This window comes from Flavobacterium sp. HBTb2-11-1, from assembly GCF_009826975.1.
GTDB lineage: Bacteria > Bacteroidota > Bacteroidia > Flavobacteriales > Flavobacteriaceae > Flavobacterium.
Genome location: NZ_WUMO01000003.1, coordinates 391,399 through 410,487, shown reverse-complemented (window position 1 = coordinate 410,487; position 19,089 = coordinate 391,399). Strand labels below are relative to the sequence as shown.

The 19,089-nt window shown below is 36.4% G+C and carries 15 protein-coding genes; 5 read left to right on the top strand and 10 right to left on the bottom strand.

Going from position 1 to position 19,089, the window contains the following annotated elements; translation table 11 throughout:
* The first annotated feature begins 49 nt into the window (after positions 1–49).
* The 4 genes from GR162_RS08755 (at position 50) to chrA (ending at position 3,558) form a co-directional block, all read left to right on the top strand.
* Positions 50–547, top strand: a complete 498-nt coding sequence (locus tag GR162_RS08755) for a hypothetical protein (RefSeq protein WP_008469217.1) — start codon at positions 50–52, stop codon at positions 545–547.
* Positions 548–558: 11 nt separating this feature from the next.
* Complete coding sequence (locus tag GR162_RS08750; protein WP_160781826.1) at positions 559–1,734, top strand: chromate transporter; 1,176 nt, start codon at positions 559–561, stop codon at positions 1,732–1,734.
* A 269-nt stretch (positions 1,735–2,003) separates the two neighbouring features.
* On the top strand, positions 2,004–2,438 hold the full coding sequence (locus GR162_RS08745; RefSeq protein ID WP_035692241.1) for a DoxX family protein: 435 nt from the start codon (positions 2,004–2,006) through the stop codon (positions 2,436–2,438).
* Entirely contained in the window at positions 2,428–3,558 is a 1,131-nt protein-coding gene (gene chrA / locus GR162_RS08740) for a chromate efflux transporter (RefSeq protein WP_160781825.1), read from the top strand. The genes GR162_RS08745 and chrA overlap by 11 nt, the downstream gene beginning before the upstream one ends.
* 108 nt (positions 3,559–3,666) lie before the next feature.
* Here the strand turns inward: chrA and GR162_RS08735 are convergent, their stop codons facing one another.
* Positions 3,667–4,095: a response regulator gene (locus tag GR162_RS08735; protein WP_160781824.1), complete on the bottom strand. Its 429-nt coding sequence runs from the start codon at positions 4,093–4,095 to the stop codon at positions 3,667–3,669.
* Positions 4,096–4,099: 4 nt separating this feature from the next.
* On the bottom strand, positions 4,100–5,401 hold the full coding sequence (locus GR162_RS08730) for a HAMP domain-containing sensor histidine kinase (protein ID WP_237421336.1): 1,302 nt from the start codon (positions 5,399–5,401) through the stop codon (positions 4,100–4,102).
* A 500-nt stretch (positions 5,402–5,901) separates the two neighbouring features.
* Between GR162_RS08730 and GR162_RS08725 the strand changes: the two genes are divergently transcribed.
* Positions 5,902–7,824 (top strand): RICIN domain-containing protein, encoded by a 1,923-nt coding sequence (locus GR162_RS08725; protein WP_160781822.1) that lies wholly within the window; start codon positions 5,902–5,904, stop codon positions 7,822–7,824.
* 217 nt (positions 7,825–8,041) lie between these two features.
* Here the strand turns inward: GR162_RS08725 and ctlX are convergent, their stop codons facing one another.
* From ctlX to GR162_RS08685, 8 genes are all read right to left on the bottom strand, one after another.
* Positions 8,042–8,989: a citrulline utilization hydrolase CtlX gene (gene ctlX / locus GR162_RS08720; RefSeq protein WP_160781821.1), complete on the bottom strand. Its 948-nt coding sequence runs from the start codon at positions 8,987–8,989 to the stop codon at positions 8,042–8,044.
* Positions 8,990–9,064: 75 nt separating this feature from the next.
* Positions 9,065–9,979: a dimethylarginine dimethylaminohydrolase family protein gene (locus GR162_RS08715; RefSeq protein WP_066035215.1), complete on the bottom strand. Its 915-nt coding sequence runs from the start codon at positions 9,977–9,979 to the stop codon at positions 9,065–9,067.
* 88 nt (positions 9,980–10,067) lie between these two features.
* Positions 10,068–11,120 carry a cyanophycinase gene (locus GR162_RS08710; RefSeq protein ID WP_119791393.1) on the bottom strand — a complete coding sequence of 351 codons (1,053 nt, stop codon included), beginning with the start codon at positions 11,118–11,120 and terminating at the stop codon, positions 10,068–10,070.
* Positions 11,121–11,132: 12 nt separating this feature from the next.
* Positions 11,133–12,521: a YfcC family protein gene (locus GR162_RS08705; RefSeq protein WP_160781820.1), complete on the bottom strand. Its 1,389-nt coding sequence runs from the start codon at positions 12,519–12,521 to the stop codon at positions 11,133–11,135.
* A 5-nt stretch (positions 12,522–12,526) separates the two neighbouring features.
* Positions 12,527–13,387, bottom strand: a complete 861-nt coding sequence (locus tag GR162_RS08700; protein ID WP_160781819.1) for a cyanophycinase — start codon at positions 13,385–13,387, stop codon at positions 12,527–12,529.
* Positions 13,388–13,402: 15 nt separating this feature from the next.
* Positions 13,403–14,353, bottom strand: coding sequence for an isoaspartyl peptidase/L-asparaginase family protein (locus GR162_RS08695; protein WP_066034422.1), 951 nt, complete (start codon positions 14,351–14,353; stop codon positions 13,403–13,405).
* A 93-nt stretch (positions 14,354–14,446) separates the two neighbouring features.
* A complete protein-coding gene (locus GR162_RS08690) occupies positions 14,447–15,796 on the bottom strand; it encodes a RagB/SusD family nutrient uptake outer membrane protein (RefSeq protein WP_160781818.1) in 1,350 nt (449 codons plus the stop codon).
* A gap of 11 nt (positions 15,797–15,807) precedes the next feature.
* Positions 15,808–18,810, bottom strand: a complete 3,003-nt coding sequence (locus tag GR162_RS08685; RefSeq protein ID WP_160781817.1) for a TonB-dependent receptor — start codon at positions 18,808–18,810, stop codon at positions 15,808–15,810.
* Positions 18,811–19,089: the final 279 nt, after the last annotated feature.

Here is a 19,089-nt window from a genome sequence, read left to right as displayed (position 1 = left end):
ACTTCAATGATGATAATTTTGTTTTCATAACTTATAAAAACCAAAACCAATGTCTTTCAGATTTCAGCTTCTATTAATTTTATCAGTATTCAGCCACACCTCTTTTTCTCAAACTGTTTATCCTAAGATTACAGGATATTTTGGCATTTTGCATCCAATAGTAACCGTAAGTGAAGATCAGACTGCTGTAAACTTCAGAGATTATTATGCTGTGGGTTTTCCAACGGGAATCAATATTTGGAAAAACGAGAAAATCGGATTCTCTTTTGAGGTAGTTCCGAATATTAAAGATGATCAGGGAACTGATAAAGTAACCAATTTATTGTTCCATCCTGGAATTCTGGTTGCTTTAGGAAACGGATTTACATTTGCAGGAAGAGCCGCTTTTGAGTCCTCGGGGAGATATGGCTTCACACCTGTTATAAATAAAACAATAATAAAAAGCGCCAATTGCAGCTACTTTGCCGCTATACCTCTCCCTGTACGCTTTGGCAACGATCATCCAGCTTCTTTTACAGCAGGTTTTCAATTTGGAATTGCATTTTAAAATTTAGGTTTATGAACGAAAATCCCAAATACACATTAAAAGAGCTGTTTCTATATTTCTTAAAGCTCGGCACAATCGGATTCGGAGGTCCTGTTGCTTTGGTTGGCTATATGCACAAAGATTTGGTGGAAAGTCGAAAATGGATAACTGAAGAAGAATACCGAGAAGGACTTGCATTGGCACAGCTAGCCCCTGGCCCTCTTGCAGCGCAGCTTGGCATTTATCTGGGATTTGTGCATTATCGCTTTTTGGGTGCAACATTAATTGGATTTGCCTTTGTACTGCCCTCTTTCTTAATGGTACTGCTATTAGGGATTATTTATCAGATATATGGTGGCCTTTCTTGGATTCAGGCTGTATTTTGTGGTGTAGGCGCAGCTGTCATCGGAATAATAGCTTTGAGTTCGTATAAACTTACTTTAAAATCTATAGGAAAGCCAAATCTTGAAGCAATAAAATCCAAATGGTTATTATGGCTCTTTTTTATTCTTGCCGTTCTTATCACTTATGTCACAGAAAAAGAACAAGTGTTTCTTTTTATAGCAGCAGGACTTCTATACATGATTGTTTATGCGCGTCCTAAATGGTGGAATATAAAGACTGCAAACTCTTTTTCTTTAATTACTTTTCTCGCTATATTTTGGAGCTATGAAAGTTCAACTCTCACTAAAATAGCGGTCTTTTTTGCTGAAGCCGGCACCTTTGTCTTCGGAAGCGGCCTTGCTATAGTTCCCTTTCTTCATTCAGGAGTTGTGACCGAAAATCAATGGCTTACAGAACAGCAGTTTCTGGACTCTGTTGCTGTTGCCATGATCACGCCAGGTCCTGTAGTAATAACTGTAGGATTTATAGGTTATCTCGTCAATGGTTTTTTGGGGGCACTGGTAGCTGCACTAGCGACCTTTCTTCCTTGCTATCTCTTTACTATCGCGATGGCTCCATCGTTTAAGAAGATTGCTCAGAACAAGCCTGTTAAAGCATTTGTAGAAGGCATTACGGCCGCTGTGATAGGCGCACTTGTCGGATCTGTAATTGTAATAGCCAAAAGGAGCATAATAGACATTCCAACGGCTATCATCGCTATTATCACCATTTTTGCACTGCTTTATAAAAAAAAAATTCAGGAACCTTATATTATTGTGGTGGCGGCTTTCTTGGGTCTAATCATTAAATTAGTCATCGTATAGGGCTAACAGCTTCGTTACTTCCCTCTCCCAAGAGATTCAAGCTAACTATTGCTCACAAATCTGAAAAAGAAAAATACGACGCTCCTTGTCTCTATTAGCAACGAAATACCTCATTCATCCAGATTTAAAATACCAGATAGAGGGCTTTTAAGAGATCAAAAGTTTTATGCCATTGAACCTTTAAAAAAATAGATCTTAATCTGAATATATTTTTTAGATTTATGAGCTGAAACATTACTAGTCCAAAAAATCCTTAAGCCCATATAAGCATGAAATTTCATAATATAATTAAGACGGACGACTCAAAAACTACGTTACTTATCCGTCTCATGGTCGGTACGGTATTTCTTTCAGAAGGTATTCAAAAATTTCTGTTTCCCGCTCTTCGCGGCGTAGGCCGTTTCCAAAAAATGGGACTGCCTTCTGCTGAATTCTTAGGAAACCTTGTTGCTGGCTTAGAAATAATCTGTGGAATACTAATTTTGATTGGATTTATCACAAGATTGGCAGGCATTCCTCTTTTAGTAATAATGGTTGCAGCTATAGTCACTACCAAATTCAAAATTCTTGCCCAAGATGGCTTTTGGGAAATGATGCACGAGAGCCGCACAGATTGGGCAATGCTACTGGGAAGCATTTTTCTTATTATTAAAGGTGCTGGCAATTGGTCAGCTGACAAAACTTTAATGAAAAATGGAGCATAATGCAACCCTTAAAGAAATTGCACGGGTATTCCTAAAGCTGGGAACAATTGGCTTTGGCGGACCTGCTGCGCACATAGCCATGATGCACAAAGAAGTGGTCTCGAAATACAAATGGCTAAATGAACAGCATTTTCTGGATCTGCTTGGAGCTACCAACCTTATTCCTGGACCGAACAGCACCGAAATGGCTATTCATATAGGTTATGTCAAAGGAGGCTGGAAGGGTTTGCTAACTGCCGGGTGCTGTTTTATCATGCCAGCCGTATTGATAACTGGGATTCTGGCACACCTATACAGTCTTTATGGACAGCTCCCTGAAGTACAGCCGTTCATTTATGGCATCAAACCAGCTATTATAGCCATTATTATTGGAGCAGTCTCACCATTAGCTGTAAAGTCGGTAAAATCTATATTTTTAGGTTTGATCGCAATAGCTGTCCTTACAGCCTCTATGTTCGGAGCTAATGAAATTTACCTGCTCTTCGGATCGGGACTTCTGGCGATGGCTTTTTTTTATATTCAAAAAATGAGAATTGACGGACTTGGCAGCTTTGCTCCACTTGCTTTAATGTCTTTGCCTCAAACCGGATTTTGGACAGCAGTAAATTCTAAACTCTTTTTAACGTTTCTAAAAATAGGTGCTATTCTCTACGGAAGCGGATATGTGCTGTTTGCATTTTTGGATGCTGAATTAACAGCCAAGGGTCTACTTACAAAGCAGGAATTAATGGATGCCATTGCTGTAGGCCAATTTACACCTGGTCCTGTATTTTCTTCTGTAACTTTTATCGGCTATCAAATAAATGGTCTTTCAGGAGCAGTGATATCGACTGTCGCAATTTTTCTGCCATCTTTTATTTTTGTTGTACTGCTAAATCTGATAATGAAGCGATTACGCGACGTGAAAGAATTATCTGTTTTTATTGATGCAGTAAATGCTGCTTCTATAGCAATAATAGCCGCTTTGTGCATGTCTATGGCTGAAGAAACAATTACTGACTGGCGAACAGCTCTAATTGCAGCCGTTAGCGGTATTTCTGTTTTTGCCTTAAAAAAATTAAATACTGCCTTAGTAGTTTTGGGAGGCGCATTGCTGGGCTATCTTCTGACTTATGTTTAGTATATAGAGCAAAAACTTTTGATTGCTATCAAATCTCAAAAAAACGCACATAATCTGCTTCTAACCAGCTTAACAATATCACTAGCCTATATAATATCAAAATGCCAACTAATTCTCCATAGGAAAATCATTGCAGATCATTTCGAGTTTATCTCTACTTATTGGCTTGTTTATAAAACGGATGACGAGAGGATTACTTTGGGCGCGCTCAATGTCATTGGGATGCAAAGAAGTGGTGAGCATTAAGATTATGCTTTTGGCCTTAACCGCATCTGGAAACGTGGCATACTGCTCCAAAAACTCGTATCCATCCATGCCTGGCATGCTGATGTCTAGAAAGATAAAATCTGGCAAAGCATCAGGCTCATCTTCCAATGCTCTCAGATATTCCAATGCCTGCTGAGCAGATTCACACAGAATAGTTTCTTGGGCAAAACTGCATTTTTCAATCATTTTTTTTGCAATAAATCGGTCTGTCGGATTGTCATCGACAACAAGAACCTTTTTGTAAAATGTTTTTTGAGAAGCTGCTTCCATCACTTTATATTTTTATAATCTGTCTGTTTGGGATTTGAATATAAAAAGCGGTTCCCTCTCCCACTTTGGAAGTTACCTTTATCTGGCCTCCAAGTTTGTTGAGAGCCTCCTTTGCAATATAGAGCCCAAGCCCTGATCCTACCGCCTTGTTGGATGCACGATAAAACATATCATATATTTTAGGCAGGGACTCTTCTGGAATGCCTATTCCGTTATCACTAATTACAATATGCGTTTCATCTTCCAAAATGTCAATTTCAATTTTAACAAAAGGATTTTTCTTTTCGGTATCTTGATAACGAATCGCATTTGAAATGAGATTATTTAAAATATTGTTAAGCCTGCTTTTGTCAGAAAAAACAGGGCTGTCCCCTCTAATAGCAGTGATAAAATCGACGCTGCGGCTATTATCGCCCATGAATTTTAGATTCTGCTCTATGTCGTTCAAAAGCTCTTTGTAACTAATCAAGTCATTGCTTACATCAGTGCGGAGATTACGCGAATAGTCTAAAATATCACAGATAAAGGTGTCCAGCCTTTCTGCATTGCCTTTCAAAGCTTCTAAATATTCCAAAGTATGCTCTTCTTCTGTCTCATCTTTTGCAATTTCAATCAGCCCCAGCATGGAATTTAGTGGTGCTCTTAGGTCGTGGGAAGCACTATACACAAAGTGGTCCAATTCATAATTAGCTCTTTTAAGTTCCATATTTTCAATTTCTTTTTTCTTGAAAATAAGATCGATATGCATTTCGCTGTATTTCTTAAACTGGTAGGCCCACAGTCCGCAAACTGAGAAAATAGCCGCCACAAGAACAATGTGGAATATAAAGGTTTGCAGCGACATATGATCCAACTGCGTAAAATAAATGCCGCCTACCCCTGAGTACTGCATATAGGCAAACAGGGCGTGATGCACTATCACGATGATTAGAAGAGGAATCTGTAATTTCCATTTCTGATATGTAATCAATATGGCGCTGGAAAGAAATGCTGTAAAGTGCATTTCAAACAGGCCATGCATCTGATAGATAAATTGGGCCATAAAGATTCCTAAAACAGCACTTAAAACATACTGGTAGAAGTCTGAATCAGCAAGAGTCATTTTTGCCGAAAAATAGGCCACCAATAATAGGCCACCCACTCCAACTGCTATCTGCCAGGTATCATAAAAAGTAGCCAGAAACAAGCCAAAAGCAAAAAAGGTGAAAATAAAATAATTGGCTAAACGATCCGATTTGGTTTTAATAGCTGATAAAAATTCAGCAATATGCGCTGATTGGTCTAGGTTTTCGTCTTTTTGCTTCATTTGCATCTCTTAAGCTATTTAAGGTTAAAACGATCTATACTGTAAAATAAATTCCAATTTTAGCATTCTAAAAGCATCAGGCCATCAAACGTTCTGTGGCTATCTAAAAACTGTTACTACAATTCTGAGATACTTTTCTTCGAGATGATTTTCAAGCTGCCGAACATTTGCATAAGTTCAGCATGTCTTCAAGATTTGGAACTGGGCTTGAACTAAAATACAAAATTTTCCGACACTTTAATAAGAGCATAGCAAAAATTAGAAAACACTAAATATTATAATGCTTTTCAATGCAAATCCTACATCAACAAAGCCAAAACATAACCTATTACGACAGTTTAATTCCTTTTTTTATTTGTTCTAGATGCGAAAATCTTAAAATACATGTTAAAAAAATAACGCAATCGGTTGTTTTTTAATTTCTTTTATTATTAAATTAGCAATGAAAAACCTACAATAAATGTGGGTTAATTTACTAACTAATTAAACCAATTAAAGTTATGAAAAAAGTAAAAAAAATGATTTTTCTATTTCTGGCGATTATTCCCCTCATGCAATTATATGCTTGGCCCGGAATGCCGTTGCCTCCTCTGCATGTTGATGGCAAAAATTTAAAAGATCCCTGCGGAAAAAATGTACTGCTCCATGGCGTTGCCATAACTCCCAGCCCCTGGTTCAATGGCTGTTCTTATAACCAATGTCGTTGGGATAATTATAATGTTCAAGGATGTCTGAATTATAATAATGCCGTTATGGATGCGCTCACAGACACAGGCAACGGATGGAAGTTAAATTATATAAGACTCCATATTGACCCTTACTGGACTAACACACCAGGATGCTCAGCTGGAGAAAATAACATCTCGTGCTTTGACTATAATAGACTGGTGACTTATGTAAACCAAGTCATAATCCCCCTAATCAACCACGCCAGAAGTAGAGGCCTTTATGTTGTGCTTCGCCCTCCTGGGGTATGTCCCAATCGAATCGCTTATGGAGACAGCTACCATAATTATTTAAGAACGGTTTGGCAATATTTATCGAACCATCCCAACTTAAAAAATGTAGACAATGTTATGTTTGAAATTGCCAATGAACCTATAGAAATACTAGGAACAAATGGAAACTGGGGCGCAACAGGTGATGAGCACTTTGCCGCATTGAAGAACTTCTTTCAAGATATTGTGAATAGAATTAGGTCTAATGGTGCAAATAATGTCTGCTGGATACCGGGAACAGGATACCAATCCCATTATCAGGGATATCCAAACCATTTGATAACAGGTGGCAATATTGGCTATGCTGTACATGTCTATCCAGGGTATTGGGGAGCAAATGCTGAAAATACAACCAGCTTCAATAATGCTTGGAATGCCAATGTGCAACCGATTGCTAATATAGCACCAATTATGATAACAGAAACCGATTGGTCACCTACTGGAGCAGAGACATGGGGAACTGGAACAACAAGCGGTTTCGGACTTAATCTTAAGGGCAGAATCGATGCCACAGGAAATTGTAGCTGGAATCTACTGGCACCCGAGGGACTTATAACTAATGCAGATCCCTACAATGTTACAACTGCCTTCAACAATAACTGGGAGGCGTGCGCTGCGCCAGTCAAACAGTGGTTCTCTGAATATGCAAACAGCAACATTCCGTCGCAAACCTGCACTACTCTAGTAAACAATGGCGTCTATGAAATTGAATTTAAAACAAATTCAAATAAAGTGGTAGACCTTATGTATGGAACGAATGCAAATGGCACTGCTATCCGACCTTGGGATCGATTGGGCACAACAGCACAGCAGTGGATTGCCATTGATGCTGGAAACGGGTATTGGCGTTTTAAATCCAATGCAAGCTCAACTGGACGTGTAATAGATCTTGAAAGTGCAGATCCAACAAATGGGAAATCAATAAGGCTTTGGGACAATTATACTAATGATGCCCAAAAATGGCTGGTAACCGATGTTGGCAACGGCTATTACAGCATAAAATCAGCAGTTGACACCACAAAAGGCTGGGACACATCCAACTGCAATATGGATGGAACAGCAAATCTCCAACTTTGGGAATATTATGGGACTTCATGCCAACTATTTAAATTCAATAAAATAGGAACGACTTCAAAAAGTGCTGTTGCACAGAATATTTCAGCAGACAATATAGAAATAGATGCTGGCGTACAGATATATCCAAATCCGTCAAAAGGTGGAGAGTTTAATATCCATTTCACTTCAGAGTCAGATAAAGAGTATTCTCTAGCCATATACTCAATTGGCGGCGAACTGGTTTATGAAGCAAAAAATCTGAAAGCCAATGCTAGTCAAACTATTAGAACAAAACTTAGCAAAGGCATATATGTAGCAAGGGTCCTTCAAGATTCATCTGCTGCATCCAAAAAAATAGTCGTTGAATAAAGGCAGAACTTTTATAGTTCTACCAATCATATAAATACCAAGCCACTGTTTTATATCTTCATTTAAAACAGTGGCTTTTTCTTTTCTTCTGCTGGCATCATGAAAATAAAAACACTGATTTAATTAACGTATACAAGCAAATCTCTGCGACTTATATCCACAGGCACTTTCTCTCATATTTTCCATATTTATTTATCTCATTCCATTCAAAGTAACGCTAAGCAATGCTGTGAATTCTTGGCAGGAAAACTTCAGCCATCATACATCTAGCACTTCCGCCTCCGCAAGCTTCAATCGTATCTAAACTTGAACTTAAAATTTCTGCATGATTTTCTAATTGGGCAATTTGTTTCGGAGTCAAGCTTTGATGTGCAGAAGCACTCATTACAATATATCTCTTATCATCTTTCCCTCTCACTTCCAGCATATTTCCTGCAAAATTATTTACCTGATCTTCTGTGATTAAAATGATTTCTTTTTTATCTTCTTTTAAATGATCCAAAACCATTTTGCGTTCTTTTTCATCATCAATAGAATCTGCGCAAATAACTGCAAAAGTTTCGCCTAAGCACATCATCACATTAGTATGATAAATCAGTTTCCGCTTTCCATTTACAGTTTGAAAAGCTTTAAAAATTACTGGTGTATAATCAAAGTTTTGGCAGAATTTAATAACCAATTCTTCATCTGCGCGAGGTGACAAAGCACAATATGCTTTTGCGTTGGCACGATCTAAAAGTAAACTTCCGGTTCCTTCTAAGAAAATGCCTTCTTCTTCTGCCGCGTTATAATAAATAATATTAGAAATCTCGAAGCCTTTTTTTTCCAAAATATCCAAGATATCATCACGACGTTCCAGACGACGGTTTTCTGCAAACATAGGATACAATACTACATCACCATGCTCATGAAATGAAACCCAATTGTTTGGAAAAATACTATCTGGAGTATCGGTTTCTATAATGTCATCAACAACAGTTACATCGACACCAACAGTCCTTAGCTTTTCTACAAAAGCATCAAACTCCTGCTGCGCTTTAGCATTAACTGTGCTAGGCAAAAGCCCATCCAATACTTTTTGATAATAGTTATTGACCGTCGTCTGTTCATTCATTCTGAACGCAACTGGGCGAATCATCACGATAGCATTAGTAGTTTGTTTCATTTTTTATATTTTTTTGTTTTAAATTTCAATGTCAAATTCTGGAAAAACTTGAAACCTGAAACTTGAAACAATTATTTAATCCCTAATTAATGGCAAAGTTGAACATCTTAACAAACCTTCTTGTTTTGAAATTTCGGCATACGGAATTTCTTCAACAGTAAAGCCATTTTCACGAAGCCAGTTGTTCAATCTCGTAAAATTCTTCTCAGAAACCACCACATCTTCATCTATTGAAAATACATTCGAAAACATATTGTACATTTCTTCTCTTTCGATATGAAATAAGTTTTCTTTTCCGAAAAGTTCAACCAAATACAAATAATCTGCCTCTTCACGAAAACCTCTTTTATAGATAATCCCTTTATCTTTTCCTACTGGCTGAAAACAGCAGTCTAAATGCAAAGCGTTGTCTCTTGCTTCTAACTTAGATTTTACTAAATCAAACTCTTTTACAATTTTATGAGGAAACAGAGATTTGATATAATTTACACCATGCATATTGGTTCTTGCAGTTATGTAATCTTTATAATCGCTCCCTTTATAAGTTCCTATAAAAATATGGTCTTTCCAAAGCATAACATCGCCGCCTTCTATATGAACTTCTGCTGGCGGACGAACAATTTTTAATGGATCAATCTGATCAATTACATATTGAATCGCGTCCAGTTCGCGTTCTCTGTCAGGCAAAATGTTAGATTTTACAAAAACATCATCAATGACAAATCCAATATCACGGGCAAAAATCTGATTGTAATTTTCAATCGTTTCTGGGCGATACACTTTTACGCCATATTTTTTAAAAACAGCATTGAAAGCCTTCATTTCAGCAACCATATCCTTTTCCACAGGATAAGTTCCTGCCTTAATATGTTCCAAGGATTTAGGGTCATAGGCCTCTTCTATAGATGGAGTCGGACCATTGCTGACAGCTGAACCCAAAACTACAGCACGAAGTCGAGACGTTTCGTTCTTTACATTTAACCGCAGCAAGAATCTATTATATTTTTGAAGATAATGGTACATCTTGTATTATATTGGTATTTTATTTTTGAGAGTTAATTATTCTATTGCGTTTCCCTTATTCATTGAGTTTGCCATTTTCTACGAACCATTTTTTCCATGTGCCTCCAGTTCCATCAATCCAATTATTTAAATTAAATGTATTAGTTCCAGCACTAGTTCCTTTAACCTCGTAAACGCTAATGGCAACCTTATTCAGATTCCATTCCAATGGATTGTTTGGTTTGCAAATTTCTGGCTTGTTGTTTGGAATTTCTGTATTTGGCATTATAAAATAGGCAACATCATCTTTAGAAGGATAATTTCCAAAGACTCTTGCAATTCCTTTTTCGTCTATACAAACGGAAGTGTATTCATCGCAAGCTATTCCTTTTCCTTGAGCTTTATAATCATTTATAATTCGGGCTAAAAAAGCAATATGTCTTCCTTTTCTATCGGGATTATCATAATGGGTATCGGTAATGACATCTTTTAAAATTGCATTATCTAAAAAAGACTCGTTGGATATTGTGACTTTAGTATCAAAAGGATTTAACAATGCTTCTTGAGAAGTGATCGTGCCATTTTGAGCCGAAAAATAAAATCCTCCCTGAATCGCCATACCAGCACTGGTTCCGCCCACGACAACTTTTCTATTGATTATTGCTTTATTGATAGCTTCAGAAATTGGCGTGTTTCTCCAATACGAAATATATTCCCACTGATCTCCTCCTGCAAACCAAATTGCTTCTGCATTATTTATTTTTTCTATTATATATGCATCAGAACTCGCTTTGGTATTTTTAAAAACAATAGTTTCAACAGAATTAATAGCAATTCCTAAAGAGGTATACAAATACGAATTATAGCCATCAGTTCCAGAGGTGCGTAATATTAAAACATCTCCGCCATCTGCCCTATTTAAAAACCATTTCATTGCCTGATCGTTTTCGGTTGCTCCTCCCATCAAGCAAATTCCTCCCTTTGGGGCTGTAATTTTATCTACTTTATTTCCTGTAAAGTAAGACACATAGTTTTTTGCTTCTGGTGTTTTTGGAACCGAATTTTCCGTATTGTTTTCAGAAGAGCAAGCGCTCAAAATAAACAGAAAAGTTATTGCTAGTGTTTTCATTTTAGTCTGATTTTACCAATTGAATAAATATAAAGGGGGAAGAATCAGCAGCATTGATGCTATTAAAAATACCACCATTCGAGGCAGCATCCATTTAAACCACTTGCTATAAGGTATTTTAGCCAAAGAAAGCGCTCCCATTGTAACTCCGCTTGTTGGGATAATAAGATTAGTAAAGCCGTCTCCTAATTGAAAAGTCAGCACTGCCATTTGTCGGCTTATTTCTGAGGCATCACAAATCGGAATAATAATGGGCATGGTCAAAGAAGCTTGTCCCGATCCTGACGGAATGAAAAAGTTTAAAAATGATTGGAAAAAAAAGATGCATTCAGCAGATACAGCCTTTGGCGTGTTTTGGGTTATTGATACAATAGAATTAAGTATCGTGTCAATAATTTTGCCTTCTTGTGTAATAATTAGAAGTCCTTTGGCCAGTCCTATTACCAATGCCGCAGTCATCATGTCTTTAGCTCCCAATACAAAAGCATCTATCGCTTTTGATATTGACATTCTGTAAACAATGGAAACAAAAATAGCTAAGGCCAAAAACAAAGCAGCGATTTCGTTTATGTACCAATTATAATTGCTCACCCCGTAAATTAAAATGAGAATGGTTGCAAAAAGTGCATATAAAATTATTTTCCTAGCGGTGTCTAATTTAAAGTCAGATGTCTCGAAATTGCTATTCTCTTTTTCATCGGCAATACCAAACAATAGGCTTTTCTTCGGATCTTTTCCAATTTTTATTGCATAATGCGTAATTACGAAGCAAGCACATGTTGTTAAAATAAACCAGACAAAAATCCTATATTCCATTCCGCTAAAAATTGGAATTTGTGCTATACCTTGTGCAATGCCAATAGTAAATGGATTGCTAAAGGCACCTCCAAAACCAACGCCAGTTCCTACAATTGGAATTGCCGCTCCAACAATTGCATCATAACCCATTGCTTTTGCCATGGGTACGGTAATCAGAATAAAGATTAAAATCTCTTCGCTCATTCCAAAAGTAGCTCCTGCAAAAGAAAATAATACAATTAAAAATGGAACAATAAAAATTTTATGTTTTGGCCTTTTATGACTAAACTCAATTACATTAAAAAGTCCTGCGTTTATTGCGCCCGTCATGTTTATAATAGAAAACGCTCCTCCCACCAGAAAGACAAAAGCAATAATTTGAGATGCCGAAATAAATCCTTTAATCGGAGCTTCCAAAAAAGCTTTGATTCCTTGAGGAGATGCTTGTACAGACTTGTAAGAACCTGCAATAATTTTCTCCGTTCCGTTTGCAATCGTACGATCGAATTCTCCTGACGGAATTATCCATGTCAGACCTATAAAGAGAAGTGTAATTACTAGAATTATAGTAATTGTATCTGGGAATTTTTCTAATATTTTCATTTTTTTTATAATTTAAATTTCTCTCCCGGCAGAAGGATTTCTAATCTAATATCTTTACTTCCTAATTGTCCGTTTTTGACTTGGATATTTGTTTTGTTTGTTTTTCTTATAATGACCACTTGCGAATCTCCAGTAACTCTTGCATCGTCACCTTGTACCACGATAGCGGTCGATTCATCAATGCCGATTCCTAAATAATCTGGATTTTCCATAGCAACCGACAATAAACGGTTCATTCGCATTCGGTAAATGAAATGTTGATCGATAATGGCATTTGGCAGCAAACCCAATCCCGTTGCTAATTCAAAATTTTTTGCTTCGATGCTATGGAATTCTCCAGTATAAGTTGGGTGCTTCAATTCATTTCCTGAAATCATTTTTGTGCTCATCACTGCTGCGCCAGCACTTGTTCCTGCTATGGTTGCCCCATTTTGATAGGCAATATGAATAGCTTTATAAACAGGGGTATTCAAAACTGATTTCATAAACAAATTTTGATCTCCGCCAGTAATATAAATTAGGCTAGCTTTTTTGAGAGAATCAATCTGTACTTTTGGCTGGCTGATTCGATTAAAATTAAAAGCCTTTATCTTGTTTGAATTTATACCTAATCCAATAAATTGTTTTGCCGTATAATAAACTGCCGAATCGGGTTCTTCGCTAGCCATTGGAAGTATCACCATAAAGTTTTCTTTATTTAGATTACTAACTGCAATCAATTCAGAAACCAATTTATCAGATTTTTTTCCGCCACCAATTATGAATAGCTTTCCTTTAGCTTTAAGCTCTTCAACATTGTTAAGCTTTGATTGGCAAGAACACAACAGTAGTAAACACAAGATTACAAAAAACGGAATAGATTTCATGATATGATTTTAGTGTTATACTTCTTCGTTATCCCAGATATATACTTTTTTTTCTTTCTTTTTTTCACACACAAATCCACGGTACATTCCTTGAGAATTATATGAAAAATTAATATTTCCGTCTTTGTCAATTGCAATAAGCCCTCCTTCTCCGCCCAGCTTTGTCAAATGGCCTTTTATCGTTACTTCGGTTGCCTGCTCTAGAGACATTTTTCCAAATTCCATTAAATTTGAAACCATGGAAGATACTGTGGCTCTAATAAAATATTCTCCAACACCAGTGCAAGAGACGCCACAAGTCTTATTATTGGCATAAGTCCCAGCTCCAATAATTGCAGAGTCGCCAATTCGTCCATCCAATTTATTAGTCATTCCTCCTGTCGAAGTCGCTGCGGCTATATTGCCATTTCTATCAATAGCAACTGCACCAACAGTTCCCATCTTTAAGTTGGTATGATCGAGAAAAGTTGCTGTTTCAGAGATTTTTTTTGCCTCCAAAAATTGTTCTTTTCTAAAATCAGTATCAAAATAATGGTTTTCTACTAATTCGTGATTAGTTTGTTCTGCCAAATTATCGGCAGCTTCACCAGAAATCATGATAAGGTCTTTATATCCTAATAAACTTTTGGCGAATAAAACGGGATTTTTAATTTTCATACTGTTTGCTACCGATCCAGCCTCTAACGTAGCGCCATCCATTATTGAAGCTTCTAATAGATGTTTGCCTTCTCGAGAATAAACGGCTCCCTTTCCCGCATTAAAATGAATGCTATTCTCTAAAGCTACTACGGCAGCAGCGACCGCATCAACGGCATTACCGCCTTTTGCTAAGATCTCTTCTCCTGCATTAAGAGCAAGAATAAGATCCTCTTTTATCATTTTTTTATCTGTTGGTGATAGATTCTCGGGAGTTATCACACCCGCACCTCCGTGTATACAAAGTGCAAACGGCGTTTTATTTGTCATTTCTTTTTCTTTTTTTGAATTTAAAGAAGACTGCTAAGCGACATACATTTTTTGTAAATGAATCCCGCATTAGCAGCTTCCTGGGGGATTTTTTTAGTATCCTGGATTTTGTTCTAACTTGCCTTGGGCAATTGTAATTTCGTTTTGCGGTATTGGATAAGTTGTTCTGAAAGCAGGAATATTCAAAATTGAAGTTGCTCTGCCTAATCGAACGATAGTAAACCATTGGTGTCCTTCAAAACCTAATTCCCTTTTGTTTTCTTCAATCAAAATAGTAACAAAAGCATCTAGATTTGGAATTTGGGCTAAAGTGTAAGGCTTACTCGGTAAAGCTCTTTGGCGTACCACATTTAAATCAGCCAAAGCCGAAGTTAAATCTTGAGGGTTTTTCTTTGCCAAAGCTTCTGCACGAATCAGATAGATTTCTGAAAGTTTAATGATAATGGCATTTCCGTCTATTTCGCTGTCACGAGTTCCATATTTATCACAAAAAACTTCTTTTCCTGAATCGTAATATTTATAACTTCTTGGATCGTTGTCATCGTCCATTGGTTTGAAAAAACTATTGTAATCAGCAGAAACTTCCGGAGGTGAAACTGATAAAAATTCGGTTAAACTATTACCGTCAATACCTAAAAACTGTAACTCTAGGATAGCTTCAGACGAACCTTCAACATCATAAATATCATTAAATTTTATATTTAATTTATACGTACTATTGCTAATTACTTTACTGGCATACAATATGGCATTATCATAATCGCCTTGATAGAGATAAATCCTCGCAAGTAAAGCTTCAGCAGCAGCTTTTGTAATAAAAAATCTATTGCTGTCATATTTCAAAATTGCAATGGCATCTTTTAAGTCTGAAATAATTTGCTGATAAGACTGAGCAACAGTAGATCTGGAAATTTCTTTAGCAGATTTTGCATCCAAATATTTAGTTGAAACAGGAATACCATATTTTGAGTTTGGATCTGTAAACTGCCCGAATTGGCGCAACGCATCAAAATGTCCTAGTGCTCTGCAAAAAAGCGCAGTTCCTTTAGAATTGTCATCTTTCAGCTGAAGCTCTTCCATTTTCTTCAAAATCAAGTTGCTGGCATTTACAAGCGTATAAACATTTACCCAATTACTTTGAATATAAGCATTTGATGGTGGTACAATAGCGTTGTCCAACTGGGTAAAACGCTCTTGGAAACCGGTCGCATCTGCATTGCCTCCTGTTAATTCCTGAGCCAATATAAATTCACCTCCGTAGTACGTTCCGCTTTGCATCACATCATACAGTCCTACAGCGGCGGCTTTTAATGAAATATTATCTGTTATGGCAGTTGGCGCTGGAATTTCATCATCTAATTTTGTGTCCAGTACATCATCACATCCTAAAACTGTAAAAGCAAGTAACATAGACAAGAATACATATATCTTTTTATTTTTCATGATTTCAAATTTTAAAATGTTGTACTTAATCCTAATGTAAAAGTGCGTGCCTGACCTAAAGTTCCAAAATCCTCCCCTTGCAGAATATTCAAATCTTCCTGACTTGAAGTATTTGTAGAAACTTCAGGATCGAAACCTAAATAATCGGTTATAGTAAATACGTTTTGAGCTTGGATATAAAGAGAAAGACTATCCAAACCAATTTTGCGAATCACATTAGAAGGCAGCTTATAAGCAAGACTTAAAGTTTTCAATCTGATATAATCTCCATCTTCCAAAAATTGCGTGCTAAAGCGCTGCATCTGTCCATCTTTTGTAGAAGGCCTTGGCACATCAGTAATTTGCCCTGGCGTTCTCCAATAATTATCATATACTCTTTCGCTAATATTAGAATATGGGATGCCGCTTTTTGTATACCCATAATTATCGTAAACATGACGGCTTTGATTGAATATTTTGTTTCCTCCAGAGAACACAAAGTTTGCCGTCAAAGTAAATCCTTTGTAGCTGAAATTGTTGCTCCATCCGCCAAAATACGTTGGCAATGCACCTCCAACCATTTGTCTGTCAGAGAAATCGATTATTCCATCTTTATTTATGTCATCAAATTTTGCGTCTCCGGTTTGTGGATCCACACCCAAAAATTTAATTAAATATAGAGTGCTTACTTCTTGTCCTTCTTTCAAAATATGATTTCTGCCCACTTCTTCACCGTCATTAATCAATTTTTTAATCTTGTTGTCAAGCAGTGTTAGATTTACTCCAGTATTCCATTTAAAATCATCTCCATCAAAAACAGCAGCATTAACTCCAAATTCAAATCCTTTATTTTCTATTGCTCCAACATTCTGATAAACAGAGTTAAAACCTGTAAGCCCCGAAACTTTGGCTTGCAATAACAGATCATCTGTTTGTTTGTTAAAATAATCAGCCGTAATACTAATTCGGTTTTTAAACAATCCTAAATCCAAACCTATATCCAGCTGTTTAGTTTTTTCCCAGCCCAAGTCTGGATTTTCTAATCGATTTGGCGCTATTCCTGGAACTCCGTTGTAATTAGCATTTAGAGTATAAGTCCCTCTCCAATTTGAACCAATTTCTTGGTTTCCTGTAAGACCATAACTGGCTCTAATTTTAAAATCAGAAATGCTTTCGCTTTTAAAGAATTTTTCTTTATTGATTCTCCAAGCCACTGATCCTGATGGAAAATAGCCATATTGATTATTCTCTCCAAAACGTGAAGAACCATCAGCTCTAACTGTAAATGATGCTATATATTTATCATCGTAAACATAATTTGCTCTTCCAAAAAAAGATTGCAAACCATATTGGTTTTTACCCGAAGTACTAGCAATAATAGCACTTGCAGCAGAAATACTAGATGTAGTGTTAGTAGCGTATCCGACACCAGATTGGTCAGAAAAACGAGTTTCATTTTCTTGTATTGTCCATCCTAAAATAGCTCCGAAATTATGCTTTTCGCCAAATTGTTTATTGTAGTTTAAAGTGTTTTCTACCAGCCAATTGGTTTCTTCATAAGTTGCAAAAATACCTTCACCTGTCTTCGATTTATTTGTGCCAGAAGGAACATAAGAATCCTCGACTAGGTTGGAATACTCTAATGAAAAAGCCGATTTAAACTTTAAATCTGGAATAATTTTCCATTCAACATATGCTGTACCCTGCACGCGAGTAGATTGAGAAGTGTTTTTATACTCTTTGGCAATCTGAACAGGATTTTCAAGCGGCCACCAAGTGTTGTATTTAAAAGGGTTGGTATACTTCCCATTTTCATCATAAATAGGTTCTGTAGGATCCCAACCTTGTGCATTGATTACAACTCCATATTCATCATTTTCGCCAATTGTTCGCTGATGATTGCTACGAGTTATAAAAAAAGTATTTCCTACTTTGAATTTTTCATTAATATTATGATCCAGATTCATACGGGCACTTAATCTCTTAAAGCCTTGACCTATTTGAATTCCTTCCTGATTATAATAATTTCCGCTCAGATAATAGCTCGTTTTTTCGCTTCCGCCCTTAACACTAAGATCTAAATTTTGCGTTACGCCAACTCTAAAGATTTCATCGTAGATATTGGTATTGATTCCTTTTGAAGTATCGATCCAATCAAAATAATCAGAACCTAGTCCGTCAAATTCTGCAGCGGTGTTAAAAAACTTTTTAAACTTCTCGCTGTCAACCATTTTTGGATATTTCGAAATTTCAGCAAAAGAAGTGTAATAATTAACATCTACAATACTTTTACCTGTTTTACCTCTTTTTGTGGTAATTAAGATTACTCCGTTAGCACCTCTTGATCCATAAATGGCGGCTGCGGCAGCATCTTTTAAAACTGTAAAAGATTCAATATCATTTGGGCTCAAATCTGCTAATGGATTAACTGGCTGTATATTTGCATTTAGTGCCGAATTATTTCTAGACACGATTGGAATTCCGTCTATGATATACAAAGGCTGGCTGCTCGCTGATATAGATGAAACACCACGAATATTAACGCTCACAGCACTTCCTGGTGTAGCCGATGACGAACTTATATTCACCCCAGGAGTCTGTCCTTGCAAACTGTTTTCAAAACTTGAAGAAGTTCCCTGAGGCAAATCTCTGGTTTTTATAGATTGTATACTAGAACTCACATCTTTTTTAGATTGCGTTCCATAACCAATAATTACTACTTCATCTAAGCTTTGGCCTTGACCGGAAGTCATAGAAACAGTATAATTGGATTTTTCGTCTATCGTAACTTTTTGGGTTTGATATCCAATATAGGAAAATTCTATCGAAGTGCTGTTTTCAGGTATTTGAAGTTGAAATTTTCCATCAAAATCTGTAATTGTACTTGCTTTTGAATTAGGAACAATAACATTGACGCCTACCATGGGTATATTGGATTGTTTGTCTGTAACAGTTCCTTTTATAGTTTTTTGTGCATATGTTGTAATACATGACAACAACACAATAATCAGTTTTATTTTATTGGTTAGTTTCATTTTCTTAGTTTAAAATTTAATAAAATTGACAATAGAAACACCTCGACTATTCATGAAAATGAAGAGTTTTGGCATAAAAATCTGTAAACTGAGAAGTGAAACTTTTTAACAATTAAATATTGGTTGCAAACCTTTTAGATAAAGTGATTTGCAATCAATACAACGATATAATAAATTGGTAAAATTCATTTGGTTAGGTTTGGTTGAGAAAATAAAAAATACAATAATGATACTAAACACTTAAGAATAGTGTTTGTATATCAATTCTTCAACAGTTAA

Bases quoted from the DNA above. Each gene is read 5' to 3' on its own strand.
- GR162_RS08735 (WP_160781824.1), bottom strand. From the start codon at position 4,095: ATGGAAGCAGCTTCTCAAAAAACATTTTACAAAAAGGTTCTTGTTGTC.
- GR162_RS08690 (WP_160781818.1), bottom strand. From the start codon at position 15,796: ATGAAAAATAAAAAGATATATGTATTCTTGTCTATGTTACTTGCTTTT.
- GR162_RS08705 (WP_160781820.1), bottom strand. From the start codon at position 12,521: ATGAAAATATTAGAAAAATTCCCAGATACAATTACTATAATTCTAGTA.
- GR162_RS08695 (WP_066034422.1), bottom strand. From the start codon at position 14,353: ATGACAAATAAAACGCCGTTTGCACTTTGTATACACGGAGGTGCGGGT.
- GR162_RS08730 (WP_237421336.1), bottom strand. From the start codon at position 5,401: ATGAAGCAAAAAGACGAAAACCTAGACCAATCAGCGCATATTGCTGAA.
- GR162_RS08700 (WP_160781819.1), bottom strand. From the start codon at position 13,387: ATGAAATCTATTCCGTTTTTTGTAATCTTGTGTTTACTACTGTTGTGT.
- ctlX (WP_160781821.1), bottom strand. From the start codon at position 8,989: ATGAAACAAACTACTAATGCTATCGTGATGATTCGCCCAGTTGCGTTC.
- GR162_RS08710 (WP_119791393.1), bottom strand. From the start codon at position 11,120: ATGAAAACACTAGCAATAACTTTTCTGTTTATTTTGAGCGCTTGCTCT.
- GR162_RS08725 (WP_160781822.1), top strand. From the start codon at position 5,902: ATGAAAAAAGTAAAAAAAATGATTTTTCTATTTCTGGCGATTATTCCC.
- GR162_RS08745 (WP_035692241.1), top strand. From the start codon at position 2,004: ATGAAATTTCATAATATAATTAAGACGGACGACTCAAAAACTACGTTA.
- GR162_RS08755 (WP_008469217.1), top strand. From the start codon at position 50: ATGTCTTTCAGATTTCAGCTTCTATTAATTTTATCAGTATTCAGCCAC.
- GR162_RS08685 (WP_160781817.1), bottom strand. From the start codon at position 18,810: ATGAAACTAACCAATAAAATAAAACTGATTATTGTGTTGTTGTCATGT.
- GR162_RS08750 (WP_160781826.1), top strand. From the start codon at position 559: ATGAACGAAAATCCCAAATACACATTAAAAGAGCTGTTTCTATATTTC.
- chrA (WP_160781825.1), top strand. From the start codon at position 2,428: ATGGAGCATAATGCAACCCTTAAAGAAATTGCACGGGTATTCCTAAAG.